The sequence below is a fragment of the Trinickia sp. genome, assembly GCF_036503415.1.
In the GTDB taxonomy this organism is placed as follows: Bacteria; Pseudomonadota; Gammaproteobacteria; order Burkholderiales; family Burkholderiaceae; genus Trinickia.
This window is the reverse complement of sequence record NZ_DASXWY010000149.1, coordinates 50,762-72,297: the sequence shown is the minus strand read 5'-3', so window position 1 is coordinate 72,297 and position 21,536 is coordinate 50,762. Positions and strand designations below refer to the sequence as shown.

Genomic DNA, 21,536 nt, shown 5'->3' with positions numbered 1-21,536 from the left:
CTCACTCGTTGAGAAAAGGCAGCACGCGTTCGAGCAGGAGCTCGGGCGCTTCCTCGGGGATGTAGTGGCCGCAAGGCAGCGCTTCGCCGTGCACGCCTGGGGCATAGGGCCGCCACTCGGCGAGCGGATCGAAGCATTGTTCGATGACACCTTGCGCGCCCCACAACGCCAGGAACGGGCAAGCGATTCGCTGCCGGGAAGCGAGCGTCGCGCGATCGTGTTCGAGATCGATCGTGACGCTCGCGCGGTAGTCCTCGCAGATGCCGTGCGCGGTATCGGGATCGGAGAGGCACCGCAGATATTCCGCGTAAGCCGCTACCGTGAACGGCGCGAGGCCGGCGCTGCGCGCACCGATGGTCTGCTTGAGATAGAGGTCGGGGTCCGCGCGCATCAGTGTTTCCGGGAACGGCGCGGGGCGCACGAGCATGAACCAGTGCCAATAGGCACGCGCGAAGTCGAACGAGGTCTTTTCGTACATCGCCAGCGTCGGAGCGACATCGAGCGTCACGAGGCGCGTGACCGCTTCGGGATGGTCGAGCGCCATGCGCACGGCGACGCGCCCGCCGCGATCGTGGCCCATTACCGCAAACGTCTCATGGCCGAGGCCGCGCATCAGTTCGATTTGATCGAGCGCCATGCGGCGCTTCGCGTAGTTGGCATGATCGGCTGCGCCCGGCGGCTTGCCGCTGTCGCCGTACCCGCGCAAGTCGGCGGCGATCACCGTGAAATGTTCGGCCAGCGCCGGTGCCACTTTGTGCCAGATCGCATGCGTTTGCGGATGCCCGTGCAACAGTAGGAGGGACGGCCCGCGTCCGCCCTGGATGGCGTTGATGCGTATGCCATCGACGGTCGTCGATACCTTCGTGAAGCCTTCGAACATGGTTGTCTCCTCAGGGTGATTCGAGTCTAATTGATGAATGACGCGATTGGGTTTCCAGGAATTTATTTCGGCCGTAACTTTTAGGAACGAATTGGGGCAGAGGGGTGAGAGATGGACGGTTTCTCGGACTTGAACGTGTTTGCGCTAGTCGCGCGGCATCGGAATTTGGCTGCCGCGGCGCGCGAATTGGGCGTCACGCCGCCTGCGGTCAGCAAGCGGCTCGCGCAACTGGAACGGCGCCTCGGCGTGCGGTTGATGAACCGCACGACGCGGCGTTTGAGCCTGACGCCCGAGGGTGAACTCTATCTGTCGAGCGGTTCGCGCATTCTGGATGACTTATCGGAACTGGAACATCTCGTCGCCCAAAGCCGCGGCGAACCGACGGGATTGTTGCGTGTGAACGCATCGTTCGGATTTGGGCGGGCGCGGATTGCGCCGGCGGTATCGGCGTTCGTCGCGCGTTATCCCGCGATGAAAATCCTGCTGCATCTGACGGAGCGGCCGATGAATCTGCAGCACGAGGGGTTCGATCTCGGCATCCGGTTCGGGGAGGTGCCCGATGCGCGGATCAATTCGCGGCTGCTCCTCGAAAACCGGCGATGGGTGTGTGCATCGCCCGAGTACGTGGCGCGGTGCGGCGAGCCTGCCGTGCCGCACGATCTGACGCGACACGCGTGCATCGTGCTGCGTGAGAACGAGTCGGCTTATGGCACGTGGCATTTTTCACGAGCGAAGCGTACCGAAACGGTCAAGGTCGATGGCGCATTGTCGAGCAACGACGGTAGCGTCGTGCTGCATTGGGCGCTCGAAGGGCGGGGCATCGTCGTGCGATCGCAGTGGGAGATCGAGCGCTACCTCGCGAGCGGGGAACTCGTACCGTTGCTCTCGGACTGGGCGTTGCCGGATGCCAACATCCACGCGATCTATCTCGAGCGCAATCAGCTTTCGGTCAAGCTGCGGACGTTTGTCGACTTTCTGGGTGAGTCTCTGCGTAGGCCGGCAGACGTCGCGTGAGACGGCATCCGGCCTCTGTCAGGGCTCGTCGTTTTTGCGGTCGCGAGCGGGCTGATCGGTTGGCGGTTTTTGCGGACGGATCTCCTTGGGACCGAATTCCGGGCTACCGCCCGTCACCGGCGCGCCGGGGAGATTTCCGAGCGCTCCGCCACCGCTCGCGCCCGAGCCTTCGCCGGTGCGTGAGCGATCGGTTTCGCGGCTTGTCTTTTGTTCATGGGGGGCCGGCTGTGCGGGTTGTGGGCCGGGTTTCCGGACGGACGCTTTGTCTGGCTTTTCCTCTGTCATCGGTTTCTCCCGATCGAGTTCGTTCACGCTGCGGTGACGCAAGAACAATGCCTTCGGTCGGCAGGTTTCAGGATGTCGAGGCGACGGGGCCGCCCCGGAAACCGATCGTTGGGGCAGCCCGTCGCCTATGGATCGACGGGAAGGGGCATTCAGACCAGCGTGAGCGTGACGTCGATGTTGTTTCGAGTCGCGTTCGAGTACGGGCAGACGATGTGGGCCTTGTCGACGAGGGCGCGTGCCGCTTCGCGGTCCATGCCCGGCAGCGAAATCTTCAATTCCACTTCGATGCCGAAGCCGTTCGGGATCGCGCCGATCCCAACGCTCCCCTCGATCGATACATCGGCCGGGATCGCAATCCGATCGCGCGCGGCGACGAACTTCATCGCGCCAAGAAAGCAGGCGCTATAGCCGGCCGCGAACAACTGTTCAGGGTTCGTGCCGGCTCCGCCCGCGCCGCCGAGCTCGCGCGGGGTCGTCAGCTTGAGGTCGAGATTGCCTTCGGGCACGACGGCGCGGCCGTCGCGACCGCCCGTTGCCGTTGCGTGGGCACGATAGAGAACTTTTTCAACCGACATGATGAATACTCCTTTAACGGTAAGAATCGCAAGCGGAGCCGATATTTCGCGGCCTCGCATCGCATCCGGTACGGCTTGATCAACACCTTGAACACACCACAAACCTCGGTAGGCTTGGACTTCACTACAACGTCATCGTTTCTGTTGTTTCGCGAGATGCCCCACCATCGCACAGGGGGGTAGAAACCCACGAGACCGGAGGCGGTAATGCCCGCGGCCGCCGGGGCTCCTATCACGCTGCGTAGCGCAGCTTATCTATCCATAGATAGATTTGGGGCTAAAACGGCAGGGCGCTAGCAACCGCGCCCCCCACGTCACGACACTTTTTTCCAGACCAGTTCGATGTCTTCGAGCCGAGCCTTCGTATGGAAGAGCCGGCTGGCGAGCACGCTGCCCTGAAAGGCCGCGAACAACGCACGGGCCGCGTTCTGCGGTTTGCCGCTAAACGCCAGCGTGCCTTCCCGCGCGCCTTGCGCGAGGACATCGGCGAGCCATGCCTCGTTCGCCCTGAAGAACGCCTGCACCGCCTGACGAACGTTGTCCGGCAACGACCCGATGTCCGCGGCGAGCATTCCGCATAGACAAATCTGGTTGCCATCGCCAAGCGTCCCGCCGAACAGTTTCGTATAGCGGCTGAGTTTCGCATCGGCCGGCAATGCCGCGTCGATCGAATCGAGCGCACGCAGCACATTCCGGCTGTATTCGGCGACGGCCTCGAGCACCAGATCGTCCTTCGACGGAAAGTAATAGTGGATGCTCGACGTCTTGACGCCGACCAGTTCGGACAGATCGCGATAGCTGAAGCCGTGGAACCCGCGCAACATGATCAGCGTGATGGCGTGGTCCAGCAACTGCTCTCGTACGGTCGATTTCGTTTCCATGGGCGGGACTTTATCTACCTGTAGATAGATTGTCAAGCGCGAACGAGGGGGGCGGTCAGTCCGATGTGCAAGGCGGGCTCAGGGTGTCCGAGTCGCCGGCAGCAGATGAATGCGTTTCTCAGTCGCTTGTTCGACGGCGGCGCGCGTATAGAGCAACGGAAAGTACTCGCCGTTCAGCCACATTCGAGTCAGATCGCGATAATGCGGATTGTCGGGATCGCCGGACTCGCCGGGCAGGTTCATCGCCCGGGAGTTGTCCCAGTTGCCCACATCGACGATCACCCGAAACGACGGACCGTTGGTCTGCTGGAAATCGCTCGCGCGATACGTCGACTGGTTGGGTGTGTACGCGCTGCCGCCTTTTGCGATGGGGCCCACATCGAGCTTGGCGCGGGTCTCATCGTCGACGAGATCGGCGAACGGATGTGCATTGAGGTTAGTCTGAAGCTTCCCCCATTGCCATGCGTCGGGATTCGAGCCTTGCAGGCGCACCATTTCCTCATATGCGGCGCGCAGACTCGCGAGGAGAAGCGCGTCGCGCTTGGCCTGCGCGTGCTCGCCAAAACGTGCTTGCGGATGCTCGAGAGAATCGAGCATCACAGCCGTGTCCGGTGGGCCGAACGCAGCGGCGGCCGATTGCGGCAGCACGGCCCGTTTGAACGCGCGGCCGAGGTGCCGGCTCAGCCATACTTCTTCCAGTGCCGCTTGTGCCGACTCCGCGCGCATTTGTGCGTCCCAGCCTTTGAGCATGGACAGCGCGGCGCGCGTGGAAGGGTCGTCGCTCGACAGCGGCGCCAGCAGTGCGACGAGCCTGCGCGCGGGAATCGATTCGATATCGTTTTGCAGTCGCTCGCTGTCTTCGATCGATACCTTCGGCAACGACCGCAGCACTTCGTCAATGCGCTGATGGCGCGATCCGTTGGTCCATTCGAAGCCGAGTTTGCGCTCGCCGTATGGGAAATCGGCGGGCAGGTTCATCTCATTGGAGGTGGTGAAATAACCGCTGCGCGGGTCGTAATCAGAAGGCATTTGATCGCGCCGCCAGAAGCCGGCCCATTCGTAGCGGCCGTCGCCCGGCACCGGCATGAGGCCGTCCCAGTTCGGGCGCTTCGGCGCGAGTCCGCTCGGCACCCAGCCGATGTGGCCGTGCGTGTCCGCATACACCTGGTTCACCGTGGGCGCACCCCAGGTCGCGAGAGCGCGTTTGAATTGAGCGAAGTTCTTGGCGCGCATATAGCGCATCGAATCGAAATACGGCGACATGCCCGGTTGCAGCCACGCCGTGCGGACCGCGAATGCTCGATTTTTTGCGCGCTCGGTATAGATGACCGGACCGTGGCGCGTGAACGCCAGTTCGGCATCGACAGGCACGTCCCCCCGCACGGCGATCTTCTCGTGCACGATATGCATCGGCTCCCAATGGCCTCGGTAGCGGTATTCGTGCAGGTTCGCAGGGTTTAGCCGGTAGACGTATAGGTCTTCCTGATCGATGTTGAAGATCGTGAGGCCATACGCGATCGAGCCGTTGTGTCCGATCGAAATGCCCGGCGCCGAGGGTTCGCCGCCGCCGATGATGTCGAGCGTCGGCGTGCTGATCTGTTGGATATAACGCAGGCTCGGCGCCGCATAGGCGCGATGCGGATCGTTGGCCATGATCGCGCGGCCTGTTGTCGATTTGCTGGGTGCAATCACCCAGTTATTGCTGCCTTCGGCGACTTCTTCCGGATTGTCGGCTGCCGCTATAGTCGTTGTGGACGCATCGGCGCTCTCGAGAGACTCCTGCGTGATGCGCACGCTCTGCGTCGCCAGTGTAAAGACCTTCAGGACGTCGTCCGGCAGACAGGGATCGAGTCCTTCGGGTATTTGCGTTTGCCAGGGAGGCTGCAAACCGAAGCGAACGGAATCGTCGGCGAGCGAGCTCTTGCAGGCGACCTTTGCGCGTGCGACTTCGCTCTTTACGTTACGTGTGAGGCCGTGACTGCGAATGCGTACGATGTCTTCCGGGTTCCACTTCGCGGGCCAGTAGCCGACTTTGCGAAACTCATAGGGCAAGCGATCGGGATGTGCGGCCAGCCAGGCGATGTACGCGTTGACGCCCGCCGCGAACCGCGTTGCGACAGGCTTTGCGTCGGGTCCGTAGCGCTTCCATTCAGCGGACATGTCGCCGCGATAGAGGAAAAGGCGCGTTGCTTCGTCTTGCTCGACGTATGCGGGGCCGAAGACTTCCGCCAGTTTGCCGAGTCCGCGGCGGCGCCAGAGATCGATCTGGAACAAGCGATCGCGTGCGGCATTGAAGCCTTGTACAAAGAATGCGTCCCGCTCGTTGTCCGCGAAGATATGCGGTACGCCCCATTTATCGATGAGGATATCCGCGGGATGGACCAGGCCCTCGACGGCAATCGTCTCGTCGGGGGCGACATCGGCATAGGCGTGCTGGACGGGCAATGCGCCGAACATCGCAACGGCAAAAGCGCTCGTTAGAGCGGACCTTACCGACACTTGCTTTTCTTCTTCGGGAAGCGAGGAATACTCGATCGGCGACGCATCAACCGCCATCGCTGACTTGCCGAATGGGAATCACCGTCGGCCCGCCGCAATTGCGCAGCAGATCCCGCAACTCGTTGATGACGGGAAACACCTCGTGATTCCAGTCGGCGCCTTGCATGTCATGCGCTTCTTGTTCGCGCTCGACGATCCAGCGGTCTTCCTTGAAAATGCGCTCCGTGAACCAGACGAGCAGCGGCCACGCCAGATCCAACGCAAACGGAATGCCGGGCTTGCGAATCGAAAGCACGCCAAACGTTCGATTGGTGCGCTGCGCCGCATCCAGCGGCACATAGACGATCCACAGATCCATCACCAACGTACCGTCGCCCGAGCGTATCTGCAGCGTTTGGTACGGATAGAGCGTGCGTACCGTCATCACGTCCTTGTGATTGCGCTCGCTCTCTTTCTTGCTGGCGCCGAACACGAGCGCTTCGCCCACGGGCTGTTTGCCTTCCATGCGCGCAAACGTGTAGTCCACTTCCACCCAGTCGTCGCCGCGACGGCGACCCAACGAGCGCGCGCGCATCTGCCCCATCTGCCGCCGGTGCAGAAACTGATGATTCATATCCATCAGGTTTTCATGCATGAACGAGTAGTGGCACTTCACCTCGCGGCCGAAGCGGCGCGTTTTGTACGCTTTGTCCGCCGCGGACGTCAGCTCGGGCAGCGGCCGTTCGTCAGCCAGCGCGGCATCGCCGGGAAACACGAAGATCAGGCCGTGTGCCTCGCGGCAAGGATAGGCGCGTACACCGTTGGGCAGCCGCTCGCGCCCGAGATACGGCACGTCAACGCAGCGGCCCGTGCAGTCGTAGGTCCAACCGTGATATCCGCAGCGGATGGACTCGCCGTCCACCACGCCCGCATGCAGCGGAACTTGCCGATGCGCACAACGATCTTCGAGCGCGAACAGCGTGCCGGATTTCGTGCGTGCCAGGACGATCGGATCGCCCGCGAACCGCACCCCGAGTGTTTTACCTCGCTTCAGTTCGCTCGACCACGCGAGCGGATACCAGTGATCGGGATGGATCGGGACACGGCGCAGATCGCGCACCGGAGCGGTTACCGGCGGTTCGATCGCACTGCCATCCTGCAAAGGCACTGCATGCATGCGTGACACCTCCTTCCATAAGGGGAGCCTCCGGGCATCGCCAAGAGCAATGCGATGGCGAACGGGCATTGGGCGCAGTTTACGCGAACTTGGATGAATTGACCGAAATCTCGTCCTATCGCCGCACCGACGCGGGGCCGCCATCGGGCGGCAATGAGGCTGTCAACGCGCTCGGTCCGACCGGCGCGCGTGGCGCAAGCCGATGGCCAATGCGCTGAACGCAAGCACGACCAAAATGGCCGCGAAGACGACATCCGCCCATAGGCGCCCGACGAAGCGTGCGAGTACCGCGACGCCGACCGCCGGCAGCGAGTTGCCGCTGTAGCAGCACAGCAGGTAGGCGGACAGCAGTTCCGCGCGGCGTTCGGGGGGCGCGATCCGGTTGGCCTCCTGCAGGCTTCCCCGAAACCCGAAGGCCGATGCGATTCCGCATAGCGCCGTCGCCGATATCAACAGCACCATCGATCCGGCGAACTGTGCCCACAACAGCAACGCGAGGCTAGGCGGCAGCAGCCACAAACCGATGAACATGGTGGTGCGCGAAGCCAGCATCGGCGCGAGCGCGACCGTCGCCGCACCGACGACGAAGATTTCGGCGACAACCGCCCCGCTCAACGCGGGACTGTGTTCGTGCATGCTGTTGGCCAGCAGATTCGGCAAAAGCGCGGCATAAAAGCCGAGCAACGCAAGCGTCGCGAATGCCGTGACGGCAGGGGGAACAAACGCCGACCGGGACTCCGGGGGGATCCCAATCCGAGGCTTGTAGGAGACCTCGCCGCCCGAGTGCGCCGAAGATTCGACCGTCTCGCGGGTTCGCGCGGTGAGCACGGCCGTAACGACGAGCACCAGCAGATAGACCGCATAGACCGTATGTAGCGGCCAAGGCGCGAATTGCGCGAGCAGCCCGGCTGCCGACACGCCGACGGCAAGTCCTGCCAGATTGACGGCAGCAGCGAGACGGCTCGCGTTTGCCTTGTCGGCGGCCCCGTACAGATCGGCGATCCAGGCCGTCGCCGTGGCCGCGCCCACGCCGATTGCGAGGCCGCTTGCGGCACGCCCGAGAAACAGAAGAGCCGGGTGGAAGGCAAAGAGGAACAGCAGTGCGCTGACACCGCTCACCGCCAGCACGGTCAAGCTGACGGGCCGGCGACCGGCCTGGTCCGAGATCCGTCCGAACACGAACAGTGCAGCCAGATTGCCGACCACGTAAGTGGCATACACGAGCGTGATCGACAGTTCGGACAGGCCGAACGCGTGCTGATAGAGCGGATAGAGCGGCGTGACGATCGTGCTGCCCGCATACAGCGCGCCGAGTAGTACCGAAACCGCGACGAGCGATGTCCGGCCGTTCAATGCCGCCTTGTGCAAGGTTCGCGTGTGCATCGTTTTCCCCGCGGATTCGAACGCTTCATTGACGGAGCAAGCTTCGTTCCGCGGGAGCCGGCCGGCACAGCATCGATGGCTTATTCTTCCAGCGCCGCCCGCGTGGCGGCCTGGGCCGCTTTCTCAGCGAGGCTCGGCTCGCGGGGCGTGCCGCGGGCCTTGGCGGCGATCTCGGCAAAGAAGTCGATCGTGCCGTTCATGGCATTCACGATGCTGTTGCCGACCGGAAACGTCAGCTCCAGCGGAGGATGTTCGATCGCACGCAACTCTGCCTCGCTGATCTGGACCGTGGCATCGCCATTGCCAGCCGTGGCGTTGTGCAGCCGCTCGATCGTCTTGTTGACGATCAGCTCGGCGATGCGGCGGTTTTTCTCCTGATCCGTCGTCATTAATCCGCCCAGACCGCCAAGGTACTTGCCCGTCAAAATACCGGTGCCAAGGCTCAGAACCTCGGTTGGCGTATTCACCGCGATCATTGCGACCTTTTGCATCATCTCCGAGATCAGGTGCGCGCGCGCCAGCGCGGTCACTGGAGCGAAGGCTGCCAGACTCAGTACCTGACCGATGCCCATCGAGTTGATCGTGTCCCCGACACCGCGAGTCACTTCGAACGCTCCCTGAATCTCGTGCCCGACTTCCTTGACCAGCGCCCGAGCCGGCGTGACGTCCGACGAAGACGCACCGCTCGCCTCGGGTGCGGGGAAAAAGCCGGCCGAGCGCTGTTGAATGACAGCGGCGATCATCTGTTCCCGCGCTTTGGCCACCTCCATCGGCGCCATCGCCGCGGAGGTGGCCGTGGCGAGCACATTGGTGACGACGTTGCCGGCGATCGCTCCGCTCTTGCGGGTGACCTGCACGAGGTTCGACGGAATCGATCCGATCGCGGCGATCAAGCCGGAAACGGCGGAGTCTTTTACATCGTCCTTGACCTCCTCCATCGATTCCGGCAGCAAGCTGTTGCCTCGGAACCGCTCGATGATTCGCTTGACGAACATCGAGTCGGAGAACTCCGCCGGAGAGGGAACGGTGGAAGACGCGAATGCTTCGACGAAGCGCGTCGCCGTGCTGTCCTTGCCTAGCTTCTTGCCCACCTTCTTGACCATCGCCGAGACCGCTTTCACGTCCAGCAGATAGGCGATGAGTGTGCTGCCTCCGAGGCTCAGCGCCATCGCGGCAAGAAGTTTCCAGTCGAGGGTCTTCTGATTGAGCACGGTGTTGATCGAATGCGCGCCGAGGCGCGCACGAAGTTCGAGCGTAGCGGGGTCTTCGTCGCTGAGCGCCTTTTCGATCAAGGCCTTCAGCCCGGGATGATCGGTCTCGACCTCGTACTTCGTGCCTTTGAGGAATTCGAAAGGATGCAGATCGGCTGAACGTCCATCGCTTGCGGCGCGGCCAGACATCGATGCTTCGCCGCTATGTTGGGATCCGCTTCGCAGTTGGCGGGCATCGAGGTTCAGACGGGCACCGTCGGCAAAGCCGCTCGGGCCTTTTTTGATCGCCTGTCGGGCGCTGTAGGTGGACAGGTCGATATCTACGGACAGCGGCTCTTCGGCGCCGGGCACATCGATGTGCTGGACTTTGCAGCCTTGCTCGAACCGACGCGCGTTGAGCAGGATCGATTTCTCGAGCGGCAGCGAAAGTCTCGTTCCCTTGGGCAAGTCCAGCTGATCGAGTTCACCGGGGAACTTGGCATCGACGAATTTCAGCACCGCGTTGACGAAACGATCGTTGGATCGCAGCTTGGCGTCGCTGCCGCGTGCGACAGTCCCGCCCATCACGCTCGGCAGCCGCAGGTCGGCCACCGATGGCAACGTTTCGCCGAGCACGTGCGCCTTGTCGATTCCGTGGGCGGCGGCCAACTGCTCGATATCGATCGCGATATCGTCGCGCGAAGAGGCTTGCGAGGATCGCGAGCTGGCGTTGCCTCGACTTCCATCCGACGCAATCTCGTCCTGCGAGCCACCTGTGTGCAGGCCTTGCAGTTTCGCCGTGGTGGCGCTTCTCGGCGCCGTCGTCGAGACACCCGCTCCGTCGGCGGGGCTGCTCGATGCGAACGGCGCGAGCGGCGAGTCGACGAGGCGCCTGTCGGTGCGCGAGCCGGGGTTCGGCGGGTCGATATCGATCGCGATATGCTCGGGCGAGGACGGCTCAGATGCTGGGCTGGATGACGCGATGGACTTCAACATACAAGCAAGCCTCCTTGGAAAACGCGAACGGATAGCCCCGCCATAAGCGCCGCCGCTGAGCATGCCGCCGCGAAAAAAGTCTTCGAGAATACGAACCGCCGCGCCCGCTGCCCTATGCCTGCGGCGAAACGGCGGAGAAGAGGGCGAACACCGGCGGCGCGCGGTTGCCCGGCTTGAATGGCGCGCGATGCTATCCTCTCGTCCGATTCAACCCGGCGCGCGTGTCGCGCGACATCATCCATGACCGATCTCATCAAGCGCGCTTCGGCCGAGGCGCGCGCTTTCCGTGGCAAATCCGCCCGTTCATCCCGTCTCGAACGCGAAAGCGCGAGCATCAATGGCAAGCGTGCCGCGGCGCGCCGCGCGGCCGCACTCGACGACGCCCCGCGCATCGACGTGCCGCGCAAACCGCGATTCGCCCCCGTTACGTTCTCGGAAGAGGGCGGCGTCCGTTATCTGCATTTCGGTACTGAGTGGGTGCAAGGCGCAATGCGTATCCGAAAGCCCGATCACATCGAGCTCGAATACGCGCAGCAGATGATGGCGTGGCTGCTTTTTCTCGAAACGCCGAAGCGCATCGTCCAGCTCGGCCTCGGTACCGGCGCGCTCACGAAATTCGCCTATCGCTTCTTGCCGCGGGCGCGCGTCGACGCGGTCGAACTGAATCCCGCCGTCGTTGTTGCGGCCCGCACGATGTTCGCGCTGCCGTCCGACGATGCCCGCCTCTCGGTTCATGAAGCCGATGCCTGGGATTTCGTCAACGATCGTGCGAACCGCGGCGACGTCGGCGTCATGCAAATCGATCTTTACGACGCGACGGCCCGCGGTCCGGTGCTCGACAGTGTGGCGTTCTATCGCGCCGTGCGGGCCTGCCTGACGAACGCCGGCATGGCGACGATCAACCTCTTTGGCGATCATCCGAGCTTCGTGCGCAACATGAAGCACTTGAAGGCTGCCTTCGACGGCCGCATCGTCGCTTTGCCCGAGGTCCACGAAGGTAACCGCATCGTGCTCGCTTTCTCGGGGCCGGAGCTCGCCGTGCCGTTCACGGCGCTCAAATCGCGTGCCCGGCTGATCGAAGACAAGCTGGGCCTGCCGGCGCGCAAGTGGGTGGGCGCGCTCGAAGCCGTCCAGCCGGAGCGCACGCCCGTCTTCTCCATCTGAGCCCGTGGCGGGGCGCTCGCTTGCCAGGGTCCTCCCCGCTTGACCGGCTGCGCGGCGCTCCTATACTCTTGCGAAGCTTTATAAGATGCCCGGGAACGCACCCGCGGGGGAGGCGGACCGGTCACGATACGGGTAGCAGCTTCGATAAAGAGTAAAAGAGGAGACGTCATGGCTCACAATGCCGACGCCAATCGAGCCGCCAAACACTGGCTCTGGCTGTTAGTCATCCCCTGGATCGCCATGATCTGGGTGCCGTCGTACAACAAGGTCGACCCGCAGCTGTGGGGTTTCCCGTTCTTTTACTGGTATCAGCTCTTCTGGGTGCTCGTGAGCGCTGTCATCACGGCCTTCGTTTATCTGAAAACCAAGAATATCTCCAAGGCGAGCGCCGGAAACGGGGGCGCGCGATGAACGCCACCGCAACTATCGTCTTCGTTCTATTTTTCGTCGGTGTCACGATTCTCGGTTTCTTCGCCGCGAACTGGCGTCGCGGCGACCTCGCTCATCTCGAGGAGTGGGGCCTGGGCGGCCGGCGCTTCGGCACGATCGTCACCTGGTTCCTGCTGGGCGGCGATCTCTATACGGCCTATACGTTCGTCGCCGTCCCGGCGCTCGTGTTCGGCGCCGGCGCGATGGGCTTTTTTGCGCTGCCCTATACGATTCTCATCTATCCGTTCGCCTTCGTCGTGTTCCCGAAGCTCTGGGCCGTCGCGAAGCGCCACGGCTACGTGACCTCGGCCGACTTCGTGAGTGCGCGCTACGGCAGCCGGATGCTGGCGCTCGCCATCGCGGTGACCGGCATTCTCGCGACGATGCCCTACATCGCGCTGCAGCTCGTCGGCATCGAAGTCGTGATCGGTGCGCTCGGCTTCAATACGTCGGGCTTCGTGGGCGATCTGCCGCTCATCATCGCATTCGCGATCCTCGCAGCCTATACGTACACGTCTGGCTTGCGCGCGCCCGCAATGATCGCCGTCGTGAAGGATTTGCTGATCTACATCACGATCGCGGTAGCCATCGTGGTGATTCCGATGCAGTTGGGGGGCTTCTCCCACATCTTCAGCGCTGTGCCTCCGGCGAAACTGCTGCTCAAGGCACCGGATACCGCAAGCTTGAACGGCTACAGTGCCTACGCCTCGCTCGCGGTCGGTTCGGCGCTCGCGCTCTTTCTGTATCCGCACTCGATCACGGCGATTCTGTCGTCGTCCTCCGGCAACACGATTCGCCGCAACATGGCGATGCTGCCGGCGTACTCGCTCGTGCTCGGGCTGCTCGCGCTGCTGGGCTTCATGGCACTGGCATCGGGCGTGAAGGACATGCCGGAATTCGCGCCTTACTTCAAGGCTTTTGGCCCGAACTTCGCGGTGCCGGCGCTCTTCCTGCATTTCTTCCCGTCGTGGTTCGTCGGTGTCGCGTTCGCGGCAATCGGCATCGGGGCGCTCGTGCCGGCCGCGATCATGTCGATTGCGGCCGCCAATCTGTACACGCGCAACATCCACCGCGAGTTCGTCAACCGCAACATGACGCACGAGCAGGAGACGAATGTCGCGAAGCTGGTTTCGCTGATCGTGAAGGTCGGCGCCGTGGCATTCATCCTGGGCTTGCCGTTGACTTACGCGATCCAGCTGCAGCTGCTCGGCGGAATCTGGATCATCCAGACGCTGCCGGCCATCGTGCTCGGCCTTTACACGCGTAAGCTCGACCACCGGGGCCTGCTGGCGGGCTGGGCAGTCGGCATCGGCATCGGTACCTGGATGGCGGCCTCGCAGAGCCTCAAGAGCTCGATCTTCACGCTGCACCTGGGCGGCATGGCGATTCCCGGCTACGCCGCACTCTGGTCGCTGATCGCGAATGTCGTCGTCGCCGTGGTCGTGAGCGTCATCGTTCGCGCGATTGGGATGAGCCTCGCCGAAGACCGCACGCGTCCCGAAGACTACCTCGACGCCATCGAAAGCTGAGCACGATCCCGCGCGCACCGCAGAGGTGAGCGGTGCGCGCGGCGCTACAATGTGGCGCCATGCTCACTCACCTCCGTCCGCGCACGCTCGTCGCGCGCCTCGCGCGCGCCGTCTCGTCCCCGTACTACCGCTATCGCTATGCGCGTGCTCTGCACGCGGTGCGCGTGGGGCTGGCGATGCTCGCCTCCATTCTCGTCACGACAGGCATTCATATCCCGAACGGGATCTGGGCGTCAGTAACCGTGCTCGTCGTGATCGGCGGGCTTCAGCATCACGGCAACATCCGCAAGCGTGCGGTCGAACGCGCGCTGGGCACCGTGCTTGGGGCCGGCGTCGGCCTGTTGTTGCTGGTTCAGTTGCACGTGATCGGCTCGATGCCGCTCATGTATGTGCTCATGTCGCTCGCGGCCGGCATCTGCGGCTATTTCGCGATCGGACGGCCCGGCTATATCGCGCTTCTGGCGGCGATCACGATCTGCATCGTCGCCGGTCATGGCGAGAGCACCATCGATACTGGCCTGTGGCGCACGCTCAACGTGTTGATCGGCATCGCCGTCGCGCTCGCGTTCTCGTTCGCGCTGCCGCTTTACGCGACTTACTCGTGGCGCTATCTGCTGGCGCGCAATCTGCGCGAATGCGCGCGTCTTTACACGCGTGTCGTTACGGGTGTGCCTGTCGATCCGGGCGAGCAGCTAGCCGCGTTCGCCGCGCTGGGGCAGCGGCTCGTCAAGCTGCGCTCGCTCATGCCGTCGGTGGCCAAGGAGATCGATGTGCCGCTCAAGGAGCTCGAGTCGATCCAGCGGCTGCACCGTTCGATTTTGAGCGCACTGGAAATGATGGCGACGGCGATGCGCGCCGAGCCGCGCGGCGCGGCAACGACCGCCCGCGACGATCGGCGCACCCCCAATATTTACGCGGTCCGCACGACGCTGATCGCGATCGCCCGCGCGTTGCGTTTCGGCTCGAATACCCGGAAGTGGCTGCCGGTCACCGGCGCCTGGCCGCCCGACGCGTTGCCTATCGTGGTGAGCGGTTCCGAAGCGCTAAACGGCCCGCAGTGGCTCGCCGAGCGCTTCGCCGCGCAGGTGGACGAACTACGCGTGCTGCTCGCGCGCACCGAGAGCCACTGGAATATCGAGCGGCGATCCGCTGTGGTGGCTCAGCGCTGACCCGCTGCCTATCTCCGGACGCGGCGCCGCTGGCCGCTGCCGGGTGGGAGCGTCAGGCCGCCGCGCGTTCGGTCATCGTCTTTGCCGCCATGACCATCCACGGGATCCCGAACTTATCGGTCACCATGCCGAAGCCATTGGCAAAGAAAGTCGGTTGCCATTCGAGCCTGATTTGGCCGCCTTCGGCCAGCGCATCGAAGCGCGCCTTCGCTTCGGCCGGGTCGTCTAGCGAAAGCGACAGGCTGAACCCCGTGTGGGACTCGGGCTGCTGACCGGGGTGGCCGTCGCTTGCCATCAGCACCGCCTCGCCGACCCGGAAACTCGTGTGCATGATCTGATCGCCGTGTTCTCCCTGAGCCGCATCGGCGCCGGGGGCCTCGTTGTTGCGCAACATGAACAGCACTTCGGCGCCCAGCTTGTCCCGGTAGAAGGCGAGTGCCTCCTCGCAGCGACCATAAAAGAAGAGATAGCTCTGGACCTGCATGATCGTCTCCTTGGGTGATGTTCGGTGGGGGCAACTCCGGCCTGTCGCGCGGCCGACCTTCAGCGCAGCGTCTCGATCAGCTTTTCGAGCTTGATCGCGTCGGCTGCGAAGACACGGATGCCTTCGGCGAGCTTTTCGGTCGCCATCGCGTCGTCGTTGAGCTGAAAGCGGAACGACGGCTCGTCAACCGCGATACGCTCGATGGACGAGTCAGTTTCCATTTGCGGCGAAAGCTTGCGCTCGACCGGCTCCTTGCTGTCCTGCAGTTTTTGCAGCAGATCCGGGCTGATCGTCAACAGGTCGCAGCCCGCGAGTTCGAGGATCTGGCTCGTCGTGCGAAAGCTCGCGCCCATGACTTCCGTCGGAAAGCCGAACTTCTTGTAATAAGCATAGATGCGCCGCACCGATTGAACGCCCGGATCGTTGGCGCCGCCCATCGTCGCTTCGTTCCAGTCGCTGCCGGCTTGTTTCTTGTACCAGTCGTAGATGCGACCGACGAACGGCGAGATCAGCTTCGCCCCGGCCTCGGCGGAGGCCGCTGCCTGCACGGGCGAAAAGAGCAGCGTCATGTTGCAGTTCACGCCTTCTTTTTGCAGCGCCTCGGCCGCGCGCACGCCTTCCCAGGTCGAAGCGAGCTTGATCAGGACGCGCTCGCGGTCGACGCCGGCGGCCTTGTACAGTGCGATGAGCTCGTGGGCTTTGTCGATCGAAGCCTGCGTGTCGAACGAGAGCCGGGCATCGACTTCCGTCGATACGCGCCCGGGAATGATCTTGAGGATCTCGGTTCCGAACGCGATGAGCAGATTGTCGATGATAGCCTTGGCCGGCCTGTCGGCGTGATCGCGCACGGTTTTTTCGAGCAGCGGCTTGTAGGCGTCTTTTTGCACGGCCTTGAGCACCAGCGACGGGTTCGTGGTCGCGTCGCGCGGCTTGTACTGCACGAACTGCTGGAAATCGCCCGTGTCGGCGACGACGATCGTGTATTGCTTCAGTTGGTCGAGGGCAGTGGTCATGGCGGATGAGCGGGCCCGTAGCCCGTGCTGGAAGACGGTGAAAGGGTCGGGCACCGCGTCCGGCGCGCCGACGACAACTCTATTTTAGCGGCAGCGGCGCGCGGCGGTGTTTCTAAAGCCCGCGCGCACGGCTACTTACTGAGCGCGCGCATGGCCGTCTCGAGTCCGGCCAGCGTCAGCGGGTACATGCGCTCGCCGAGCAATTGCCTGATGATCGCGACCGACTGGCGGTACTCCCACAGTCCCTGCGGTTCGGGGTTCAGCCAGGCATGGTGCGGGAACTGGTCGGCCAGGCGGCGCAGCCAGACGGCCCCTGCCTCGGGATTGTTGTATTCGACGGAGCCGCCCGCTTGCAGCACCTCGTAGGGGCTCATGGTGGCGTCGCCGACGAAGACGAGCTTGTAGTCGGGCGTGAACTTGTGCAGTACGTCCCATGTGGCGATGCGTTCGAGATGCCGGCGGCGATTGTTTTTCCACAGGAAGTCATAGACGCAATTGTGGAAGTAGTAGAACTCGAGATGCTTGAATTCGGCCTTCGCCGCCGAAAAAAGTTCCTCGGTGCGCAGGATGTGATCGTCCATCGAGCCGCCGACATCGAGCAGCATCAGCACCTTCACCGTGTTGTGCCGCTCCGGCACCATCTTGAGGTCGAGCCAGCCGGCGTTGGCTGCCGTGCTGCGAATCGTATCGGGCAAGTCGAGCTCTTCGGCCGCGCCCTCGCGCGCGAAGCGGCGCAGCCGGCGCAGCGCCACTTTGATATTGCGCGTGCCGATTTCCACCTGATCGTCGTAGTCGCGATAGCCGCGCGCTTCCCAAACCTTGACCGCTGTGCGGTGGCCGGCGGATTCTCCACCGATGCGGATGCCTTCGGGGTGATAGCCGCCATTGCCGAACGGCGAGGTGCCGCCCGTGCCGATCCACTTGTTGCCGCCTTCGTGGCGCGCTTTTTGTTCATCGAAGAGCGCCTTCAGGCGCTCCATCAGCTTGTCGAGGCCACCCATCGCCTCGACCGCCGCCTTTTCCTCGGGCGTGAACTCGCGTTCGAGGCGTCGTTTCAGCCATTCGGGCGGCACGGCGACCATCGCCTCGGCAAGCTTCTCGGCACCGCGGAAATACGCCGCGAAGGCCTGATCGAACTTGTCGAAGTAGCGCTCGTCTTTCACGAGTGTGAGGCGGGCCAGGAAGTAGAACTCATCGAGCGACGGCGCAATCACGCGCGCGCGCAACGCCTCGACGAGCGTCAGATACTCCTTGACCGAGACGGGCAGGCGCGCCGCGCGCAACGTATAGAAGAAGTCGATGAGCATGGCGGACTGATCCGAAAAACGCGGCCGAGCTCGCGGCTTACCGGTTATGCCGGTTCATGAAGACGAGCCGCTCGAGAAGGCTCACGTCCTGTTCGTTTTTCAGCAGCGCGCCGGCAAGCGGCGGCACGACTTGCTTGCCGTCGGGCGCGTGCAGCGCCTCGGGGGCGATGTCTTCGGCGAGCAGCAGTTTGAGCCAGTCGAGCAGCTCCGAGGTGGACGGTTTTTTCTTCAAGCCCGATACGCTGCGTAGCGAAAAGAAGCTTTCGAGCGCGGCATGCAGCAGATCCTCGCGGACGTTGGGATAGTGCACTTCGACGATCTTTTGCATCGTCGCCGGGTCGGGGAACTGGATGTAGTGAAAGAAGCAGCGGCGCAGGAATGCGTCGGGCAGCTCCTTTTCGTTGTTCGAGGTGATGACGACGAGCGGACGGTGGCGGGCACGTACGATCTCGCGTGTTTCATAGACGTGGAACTCCATGCGATCGAGCTCGCGCAGCAAGTCGTTCGGGAATTCGATGTCGGCCTTGTCGATTTCGTCGATGAGCAGCACGGCCGGCTCGTCCGATTCGAAGGCTTGCCAGAGCACGCCCTTGACGATGTAATTGGCAATGTCGCGCACGCGCGCGTCGCCGAGCTGCGAATCGCGCAGACGCGAGACGGCGTCGTACTCGTACAGGCCTTGCTGGGCTTTCGTCGTCGATTTGATGTGCCACTGAAAGAGCGGCATGCCGAGCGAGGCAGCGACCTCTTCCGCGAGCATCGTCTTGCCCGTGCCAGGCTCGCCCTTGATCAGCAGCGGCCTTTTGAGCGTCATGGCGGCGTTGACGGCGAGCTTGAGATCGTCTGTGGCGACGTATTGCGACGAACCTTCGAAACGCATGGCGACCGCTCTCGCGAAAAGAATCCAGTATATGCCAGAAGGCGCCGCCGCCTGCGGCACGATGTCGCAGGCCTATGCGCGAGCCTTTTCGGGCGGGGCCGGCGGGGGTATTGCCGATGTGGACCGCGGCCATCCGTCGCGGTACAATTGCCGCGATTTTTTGGCCTCTTGGCCATTCCATAATGAAGCGCGGCGCGATACGATCTGTGCCGCCGCCCGGCAGCAGGTGTGCGGGCGCTCGTTTCCCCTCAGCCAGGTTACAAGCTATGAACTCTTTCGTCGGCAAACATGTCGTGACCGCAGCGCTTGCCGCGCTCGCGGGGTTCGCGCTGAACGCCCAGGCGGCCGATATCGTCGGCAATGCGAAGGCGGCTCAGGGCAAGGTCGCGATGTGTATCGGCTGCCATGGCATTGCCGATTACCGCACGGCTTATCCCGAGGTCTACAAGGTTCCGATGCTGGGCGGCCAGAACGCGCAATACCTGGCGAACGCATTGCACGGGTACAAGAAGGGCGATCGCCACTTCGACACGATGCATGCAATCGCGAGTTCGCTGACCGATCAGGACATCGCCGATATCGCCGCTTACTACGCGGCGCAGACGGCCTCGTCGCCGAACAATCCCGAAAAGTAACCGCGCGGTCGCTTCCAGCTCATTCAGGCACTCTCATTTCGCGGGATAGGAGAATTCATGTACAAGCCCGATCAGGCACTTCGGACAATCGCCATGGTTGCGGGGGCGGCGATGGCCATCGGCGCGCTTGCCGTATCGAATCCGGCGGCCGCTGCGAGCGCATCGAATGGCAAGGCGCTCGTCGAGAGCCATAACTGCGCGGCGTGTCACGGTCCGAATCTGAACAAGCCTGTGACGCCGGAGTACCCGAAGCTCGCCGGTCAGCACTCGAGCTACGTCTACTGGGCTTTGAAGCAATACCAGATGGGCACCAGCAATCCGAAGCTCGGCCGCAACAACGCGATCATGCAGGCGCAGGTGCAAAGCTTGTCGCAAAGCGATATGAAGGATATCGCCGCTTATATCGAATCGCTCGACGGAGATCTCGTCCAGAAGAAGTAAGGGCGGCGTTCGTCCGGCGCGTGTCGTCCCCGTTCACCGGGAGCGCCGCGGCAACCAAGCAAACACCCCGCCGTGAGCGGGGTGTTTGCTTTTAGCGCGCCTGGCAACGAGGCGTCGTGTCGTTGCCGAGGGCACGCGAGAGCGGCTCAGTCGCGCGATGCGCGCCGCTCGATGCGGGCGAGATAGGCGTCGGTATCGAGCGGCGCGTTATTGCGTTGTGCCTCCCAGATCGTTTCGCCCAAGCAGTCCATGATCGCGTGGTGTGCTTCGTGCGTCGAGCCGAGCCGCACGACGAGCCGCTCATGCGCCGCACGGATGCCCGGCGGCTGATCAATCGAAAGCTGCTCGCTAATCGCGAGGTGCATCGACAGATGCAGATAAGGATTGGTGCGCCCGCTTTCGGGCGAATATTCGGCCGACGACGCGGCCGCTTCGTCGGCGAGCTCTTCGTGATATTCCGGGTGCTCGACGATCCAGTCGGCCGCAATCGCTTCGAGCGGTGTGAGAATTTCACCTGCGCGCTGTTTGCGCCAAGTGTCGGTGAAAAAGCGTCGGACTTCGTCGCGGCTGGGATTGAACATCGTCGAAAGGGGCAAGGTGCCCGTCGCGCGAGCGCGGGCGATGGCGCATTCGTGCCGACGGCGGATGGCTGAAACCGGTATTCTACGTCGCGCGAGAGATTCCCTCATTTCGAATATCCCGGTTTCCATGACCTCCCGTATCGATACGCTTTACGGCGCGGCGTTCGTCGCGCTGTCCGCCGCGGCATTTGGCGCGATGGCCATCTTCGCCCGCTACGCCTATGCCGGCGGCACTGACGTGCTGGGTCTGCTCACGTTGCGCTTTGCCATCGGCGGCGCCATCCTCGGCTGGACGGCGCGCCGCCGCGGTATGGTTTGGCCCAGAGGGCGCGCGCTGGCCGCAATCGCGGCGTTGGGGGCCGTAGGCTACGTCGGACAATCGCTCTGCTATTTCATTGCGCTGCAGCATGCGCAAGCGAGTCTCGTCGCGCTACTGCTTTATCTGTACCCCGCGTTCGTCACCGTGCTCGCGGCATGGTGGCTGCATGAGCGGCTCACCCCGGTCAAATGCGCGGCGCTCGTACTCTGCCTCGCGGGTACGGCGCTGATGGTGGGAGGCGGCCGCGGCGAGCCGCTCGGCATTGCGCTCGGCCTCGGCGCAGCGGTGATCTACTCGATCTATATCGTCGCCGGTACGCGCGCGACGCGTGGCATCGACCCCCATGTGACGACGAGCGTTATCTGCCTCGTAGCCGCCGTCGTATTCGGCGCGCTGTCGCTCGCACGCACGGCAGCGGGCGCGCCGCCCCACTGGCCCGCGACGGCCGGGGGCTGGGCTGCTGTCATCGCCATCGCGCTCATTTCCACGGTGCTCGCCATGCTCGCGTTCTTCGCGGGTCTCGCGCGGCTCGGTGCGGCGCGTACGTCGATGCTTTCGACGCTCGAACCCGTCGTCACCGTGACGCTCGCGTCGCTGCTGCTCGGCGAATCGTTGAGCGCCATGCAATGGGTCGGCGGCGCATCCGTGCTCGGTGGCGTCCTCTGGCTCGTGCGTGCCGGCGGTGGGGCGTCGGAGGATGCGGTCGCGCTGGAGGCGAACCAGTAG

21 protein-coding genes are annotated in these 21,536 nt (G+C 63.4%); 8 read left to right on the top strand and 13 right to left on the bottom strand.

From position 1 onward, the window contains the following. Window position 1: 1 nt before the first annotated feature. Window positions 2-880, bottom strand: a complete 879-nt coding sequence (locus tag VGL01_RS18440) for an alpha/beta hydrolase (RefSeq protein ID WP_331571838.1) — start codon at window positions 878-880, stop codon at window positions 2-4. A gap of 111 nt (window positions 881-991) precedes the next feature. Here VGL01_RS18440 and VGL01_RS18435 point away from each other — a divergent pair, with 111 nt between their 5' ends. Next, window positions 992-1,894, top strand: coding sequence for a LysR family transcriptional regulator (locus VGL01_RS18435; RefSeq protein ID WP_331571836.1), 903 nt, complete (start codon window positions 992-994; stop codon window positions 1,892-1,894). A gap of 18 nt (window positions 1,895-1,912) precedes the next feature. On the opposite strand, the gene VGL01_RS18430 is transcribed toward VGL01_RS18435, so the two are convergent. The 7 genes from VGL01_RS18430 to VGL01_RS18400 form a co-directional block, all read right to left on the bottom strand. Beyond that, window positions 1,913-2,206, bottom strand: a complete 294-nt coding sequence (locus VGL01_RS18430) for a hypothetical protein (protein WP_331571834.1) — start codon at window positions 2,204-2,206, stop codon at window positions 1,913-1,915. A gap of 122 nt (window positions 2,207-2,328) precedes the next feature. Continuing rightward, complete coding sequence (locus VGL01_RS18425; protein WP_331571832.1) at window positions 2,329-2,754, bottom strand: organic hydroperoxide resistance protein; 426 nt, start codon at window positions 2,752-2,754, stop codon at window positions 2,329-2,331. Window positions 2,755-3,068: 314 nt separating this feature from the next. Next, window positions 3,069-3,635: a TetR/AcrR family transcriptional regulator gene (locus tag VGL01_RS18420; protein WP_331571830.1), complete on the bottom strand. Its 567-nt coding sequence runs from the start codon at window positions 3,633-3,635 to the stop codon at window positions 3,069-3,071. 78 nt (window positions 3,636-3,713) lie between these two features. Beyond that, complete coding sequence (locus tag VGL01_RS18415; RefSeq protein ID WP_331571868.1) at window positions 3,714-6,092, bottom strand: penicillin acylase family protein; 2,379 nt, start codon at window positions 6,090-6,092, stop codon at window positions 3,714-3,716. 88 nt (window positions 6,093-6,180) lie between these two features. Then, complete coding sequence (locus VGL01_RS18410; RefSeq protein WP_331571828.1) at window positions 6,181-7,290, bottom strand: aromatic ring-hydroxylating dioxygenase subunit alpha; 1,110 nt, start codon at window positions 7,288-7,290, stop codon at window positions 6,181-6,183. Window positions 7,291-7,452: 162 nt separating this feature from the next. Beyond that, complete coding sequence (locus VGL01_RS18405; protein ID WP_331571826.1) at window positions 7,453-8,673, bottom strand: MFS transporter; 1,221 nt, start codon at window positions 8,671-8,673, stop codon at window positions 7,453-7,455. 80 nt (window positions 8,674-8,753) lie between these two features. After that, window positions 8,754-10,859, bottom strand: a complete 2,106-nt coding sequence (locus tag VGL01_RS18400) for a hypothetical protein (RefSeq protein WP_331571824.1) — start codon at window positions 10,857-10,859, stop codon at window positions 8,754-8,756. Window positions 10,860-11,099: 240 nt separating this feature from the next. Here VGL01_RS18400 and VGL01_RS18395 point away from each other — a divergent pair, with 240 nt between their 5' ends. From VGL01_RS18395 to VGL01_RS18380, 4 genes are all read left to right on the top strand, one after another. After that, window positions 11,100-12,023 (top strand): spermidine synthase, encoded by a 924-nt coding sequence (locus tag VGL01_RS18395; RefSeq protein ID WP_331571822.1) that lies wholly within the window; start codon window positions 11,100-11,102, stop codon window positions 12,021-12,023. Window positions 12,024-12,191: 168 nt separating this feature from the next. Next, window positions 12,192-12,434, top strand: a complete 243-nt coding sequence (locus tag VGL01_RS18390; RefSeq protein ID WP_173256500.1) for a DUF3311 domain-containing protein — start codon at window positions 12,192-12,194, stop codon at window positions 12,432-12,434. Then, window positions 12,431-13,981, top strand: coding sequence for a monocarboxylate uptake permease MctP (gene mctP / locus VGL01_RS18385; protein WP_331571820.1), 1,551 nt, complete (start codon window positions 12,431-12,433; stop codon window positions 13,979-13,981). Before VGL01_RS18390 ends, mctP begins: the two co-directional genes overlap by 4 nt. A 59-nt stretch (window positions 13,982-14,040) precedes the next feature. Further along, on the top strand, window positions 14,041-15,150 hold the full coding sequence (locus VGL01_RS18380; protein ID WP_331571818.1) for an FUSC family protein: 1,110 nt from the start codon (window positions 14,041-14,043) through the stop codon (window positions 15,148-15,150). A gap of 52 nt (window positions 15,151-15,202) precedes the next feature. On the opposite strand, the gene VGL01_RS18375 is transcribed toward VGL01_RS18380, so the two are convergent. From VGL01_RS18375 to VGL01_RS18360, 4 genes are all read right to left on the bottom strand, one after another. After that, entirely contained in the window at window positions 15,203-15,634 is a 432-nt protein-coding gene (locus tag VGL01_RS18375) for a VOC family protein (RefSeq protein WP_331571816.1), read from the bottom strand. Between the two features lie 59 nt (window positions 15,635-15,693). After that, window positions 15,694-16,647 (bottom strand): transaldolase, encoded by a 954-nt coding sequence (gene tal, locus VGL01_RS18370; protein ID WP_331571814.1) that lies wholly within the window; start codon window positions 16,645-16,647, stop codon window positions 15,694-15,696. Window positions 16,648-16,778: 131 nt separating this feature from the next. Beyond that, window positions 16,779-17,954, bottom strand: coding sequence for a VWA domain-containing protein (locus tag VGL01_RS18365; RefSeq protein ID WP_331571812.1), 1,176 nt, complete (start codon window positions 17,952-17,954; stop codon window positions 16,779-16,781). 37 nt (window positions 17,955-17,991) lie between these two features. Next, entirely contained in the window at window positions 17,992-18,834 is an 843-nt protein-coding gene (locus tag VGL01_RS18360) for a MoxR family ATPase (protein WP_331571810.1), read from the bottom strand. A gap of 266 nt (window positions 18,835-19,100) precedes the next feature. On the opposite strand from VGL01_RS18360, the gene VGL01_RS18355 reads away from it, so the two are divergent. Both VGL01_RS18355 and VGL01_RS18350 read left to right on the top strand, forming a co-directional pair. Beyond that, the gene (locus tag VGL01_RS18355) at window positions 19,101-19,469 is read left to right on the top strand and encodes a c-type cytochrome (protein WP_331571808.1); all 369 of its coding nucleotides are present in this window, start codon (window positions 19,101-19,103) and stop codon (window positions 19,467-19,469) included. Window positions 19,470-19,526: 57 nt separating this feature from the next. Continuing rightward, a complete protein-coding gene (locus tag VGL01_RS18350) occupies window positions 19,527-19,910 on the top strand; it encodes a c-type cytochrome (protein WP_331571806.1) in 384 nt (127 codons plus the stop codon). Window positions 19,911-20,056: 146 nt separating this feature from the next. Here VGL01_RS18350 and VGL01_RS18345 read toward each other — a convergent pair whose 3' ends face one another. Next, window positions 20,057-20,491, bottom strand: coding sequence for a DUF1841 family protein (locus VGL01_RS18345; protein ID WP_331571866.1), 435 nt, complete (start codon window positions 20,489-20,491; stop codon window positions 20,057-20,059). Between the two features lie 127 nt (window positions 20,492-20,618). Here VGL01_RS18345 and VGL01_RS18340 point away from each other — a divergent pair, with 127 nt between their 5' ends. Continuing rightward, a complete protein-coding gene (locus tag VGL01_RS18340) occupies window positions 20,619-21,536 on the top strand; it encodes a DMT family transporter (RefSeq protein ID WP_331571804.1) in 918 nt (305 codons plus the stop codon).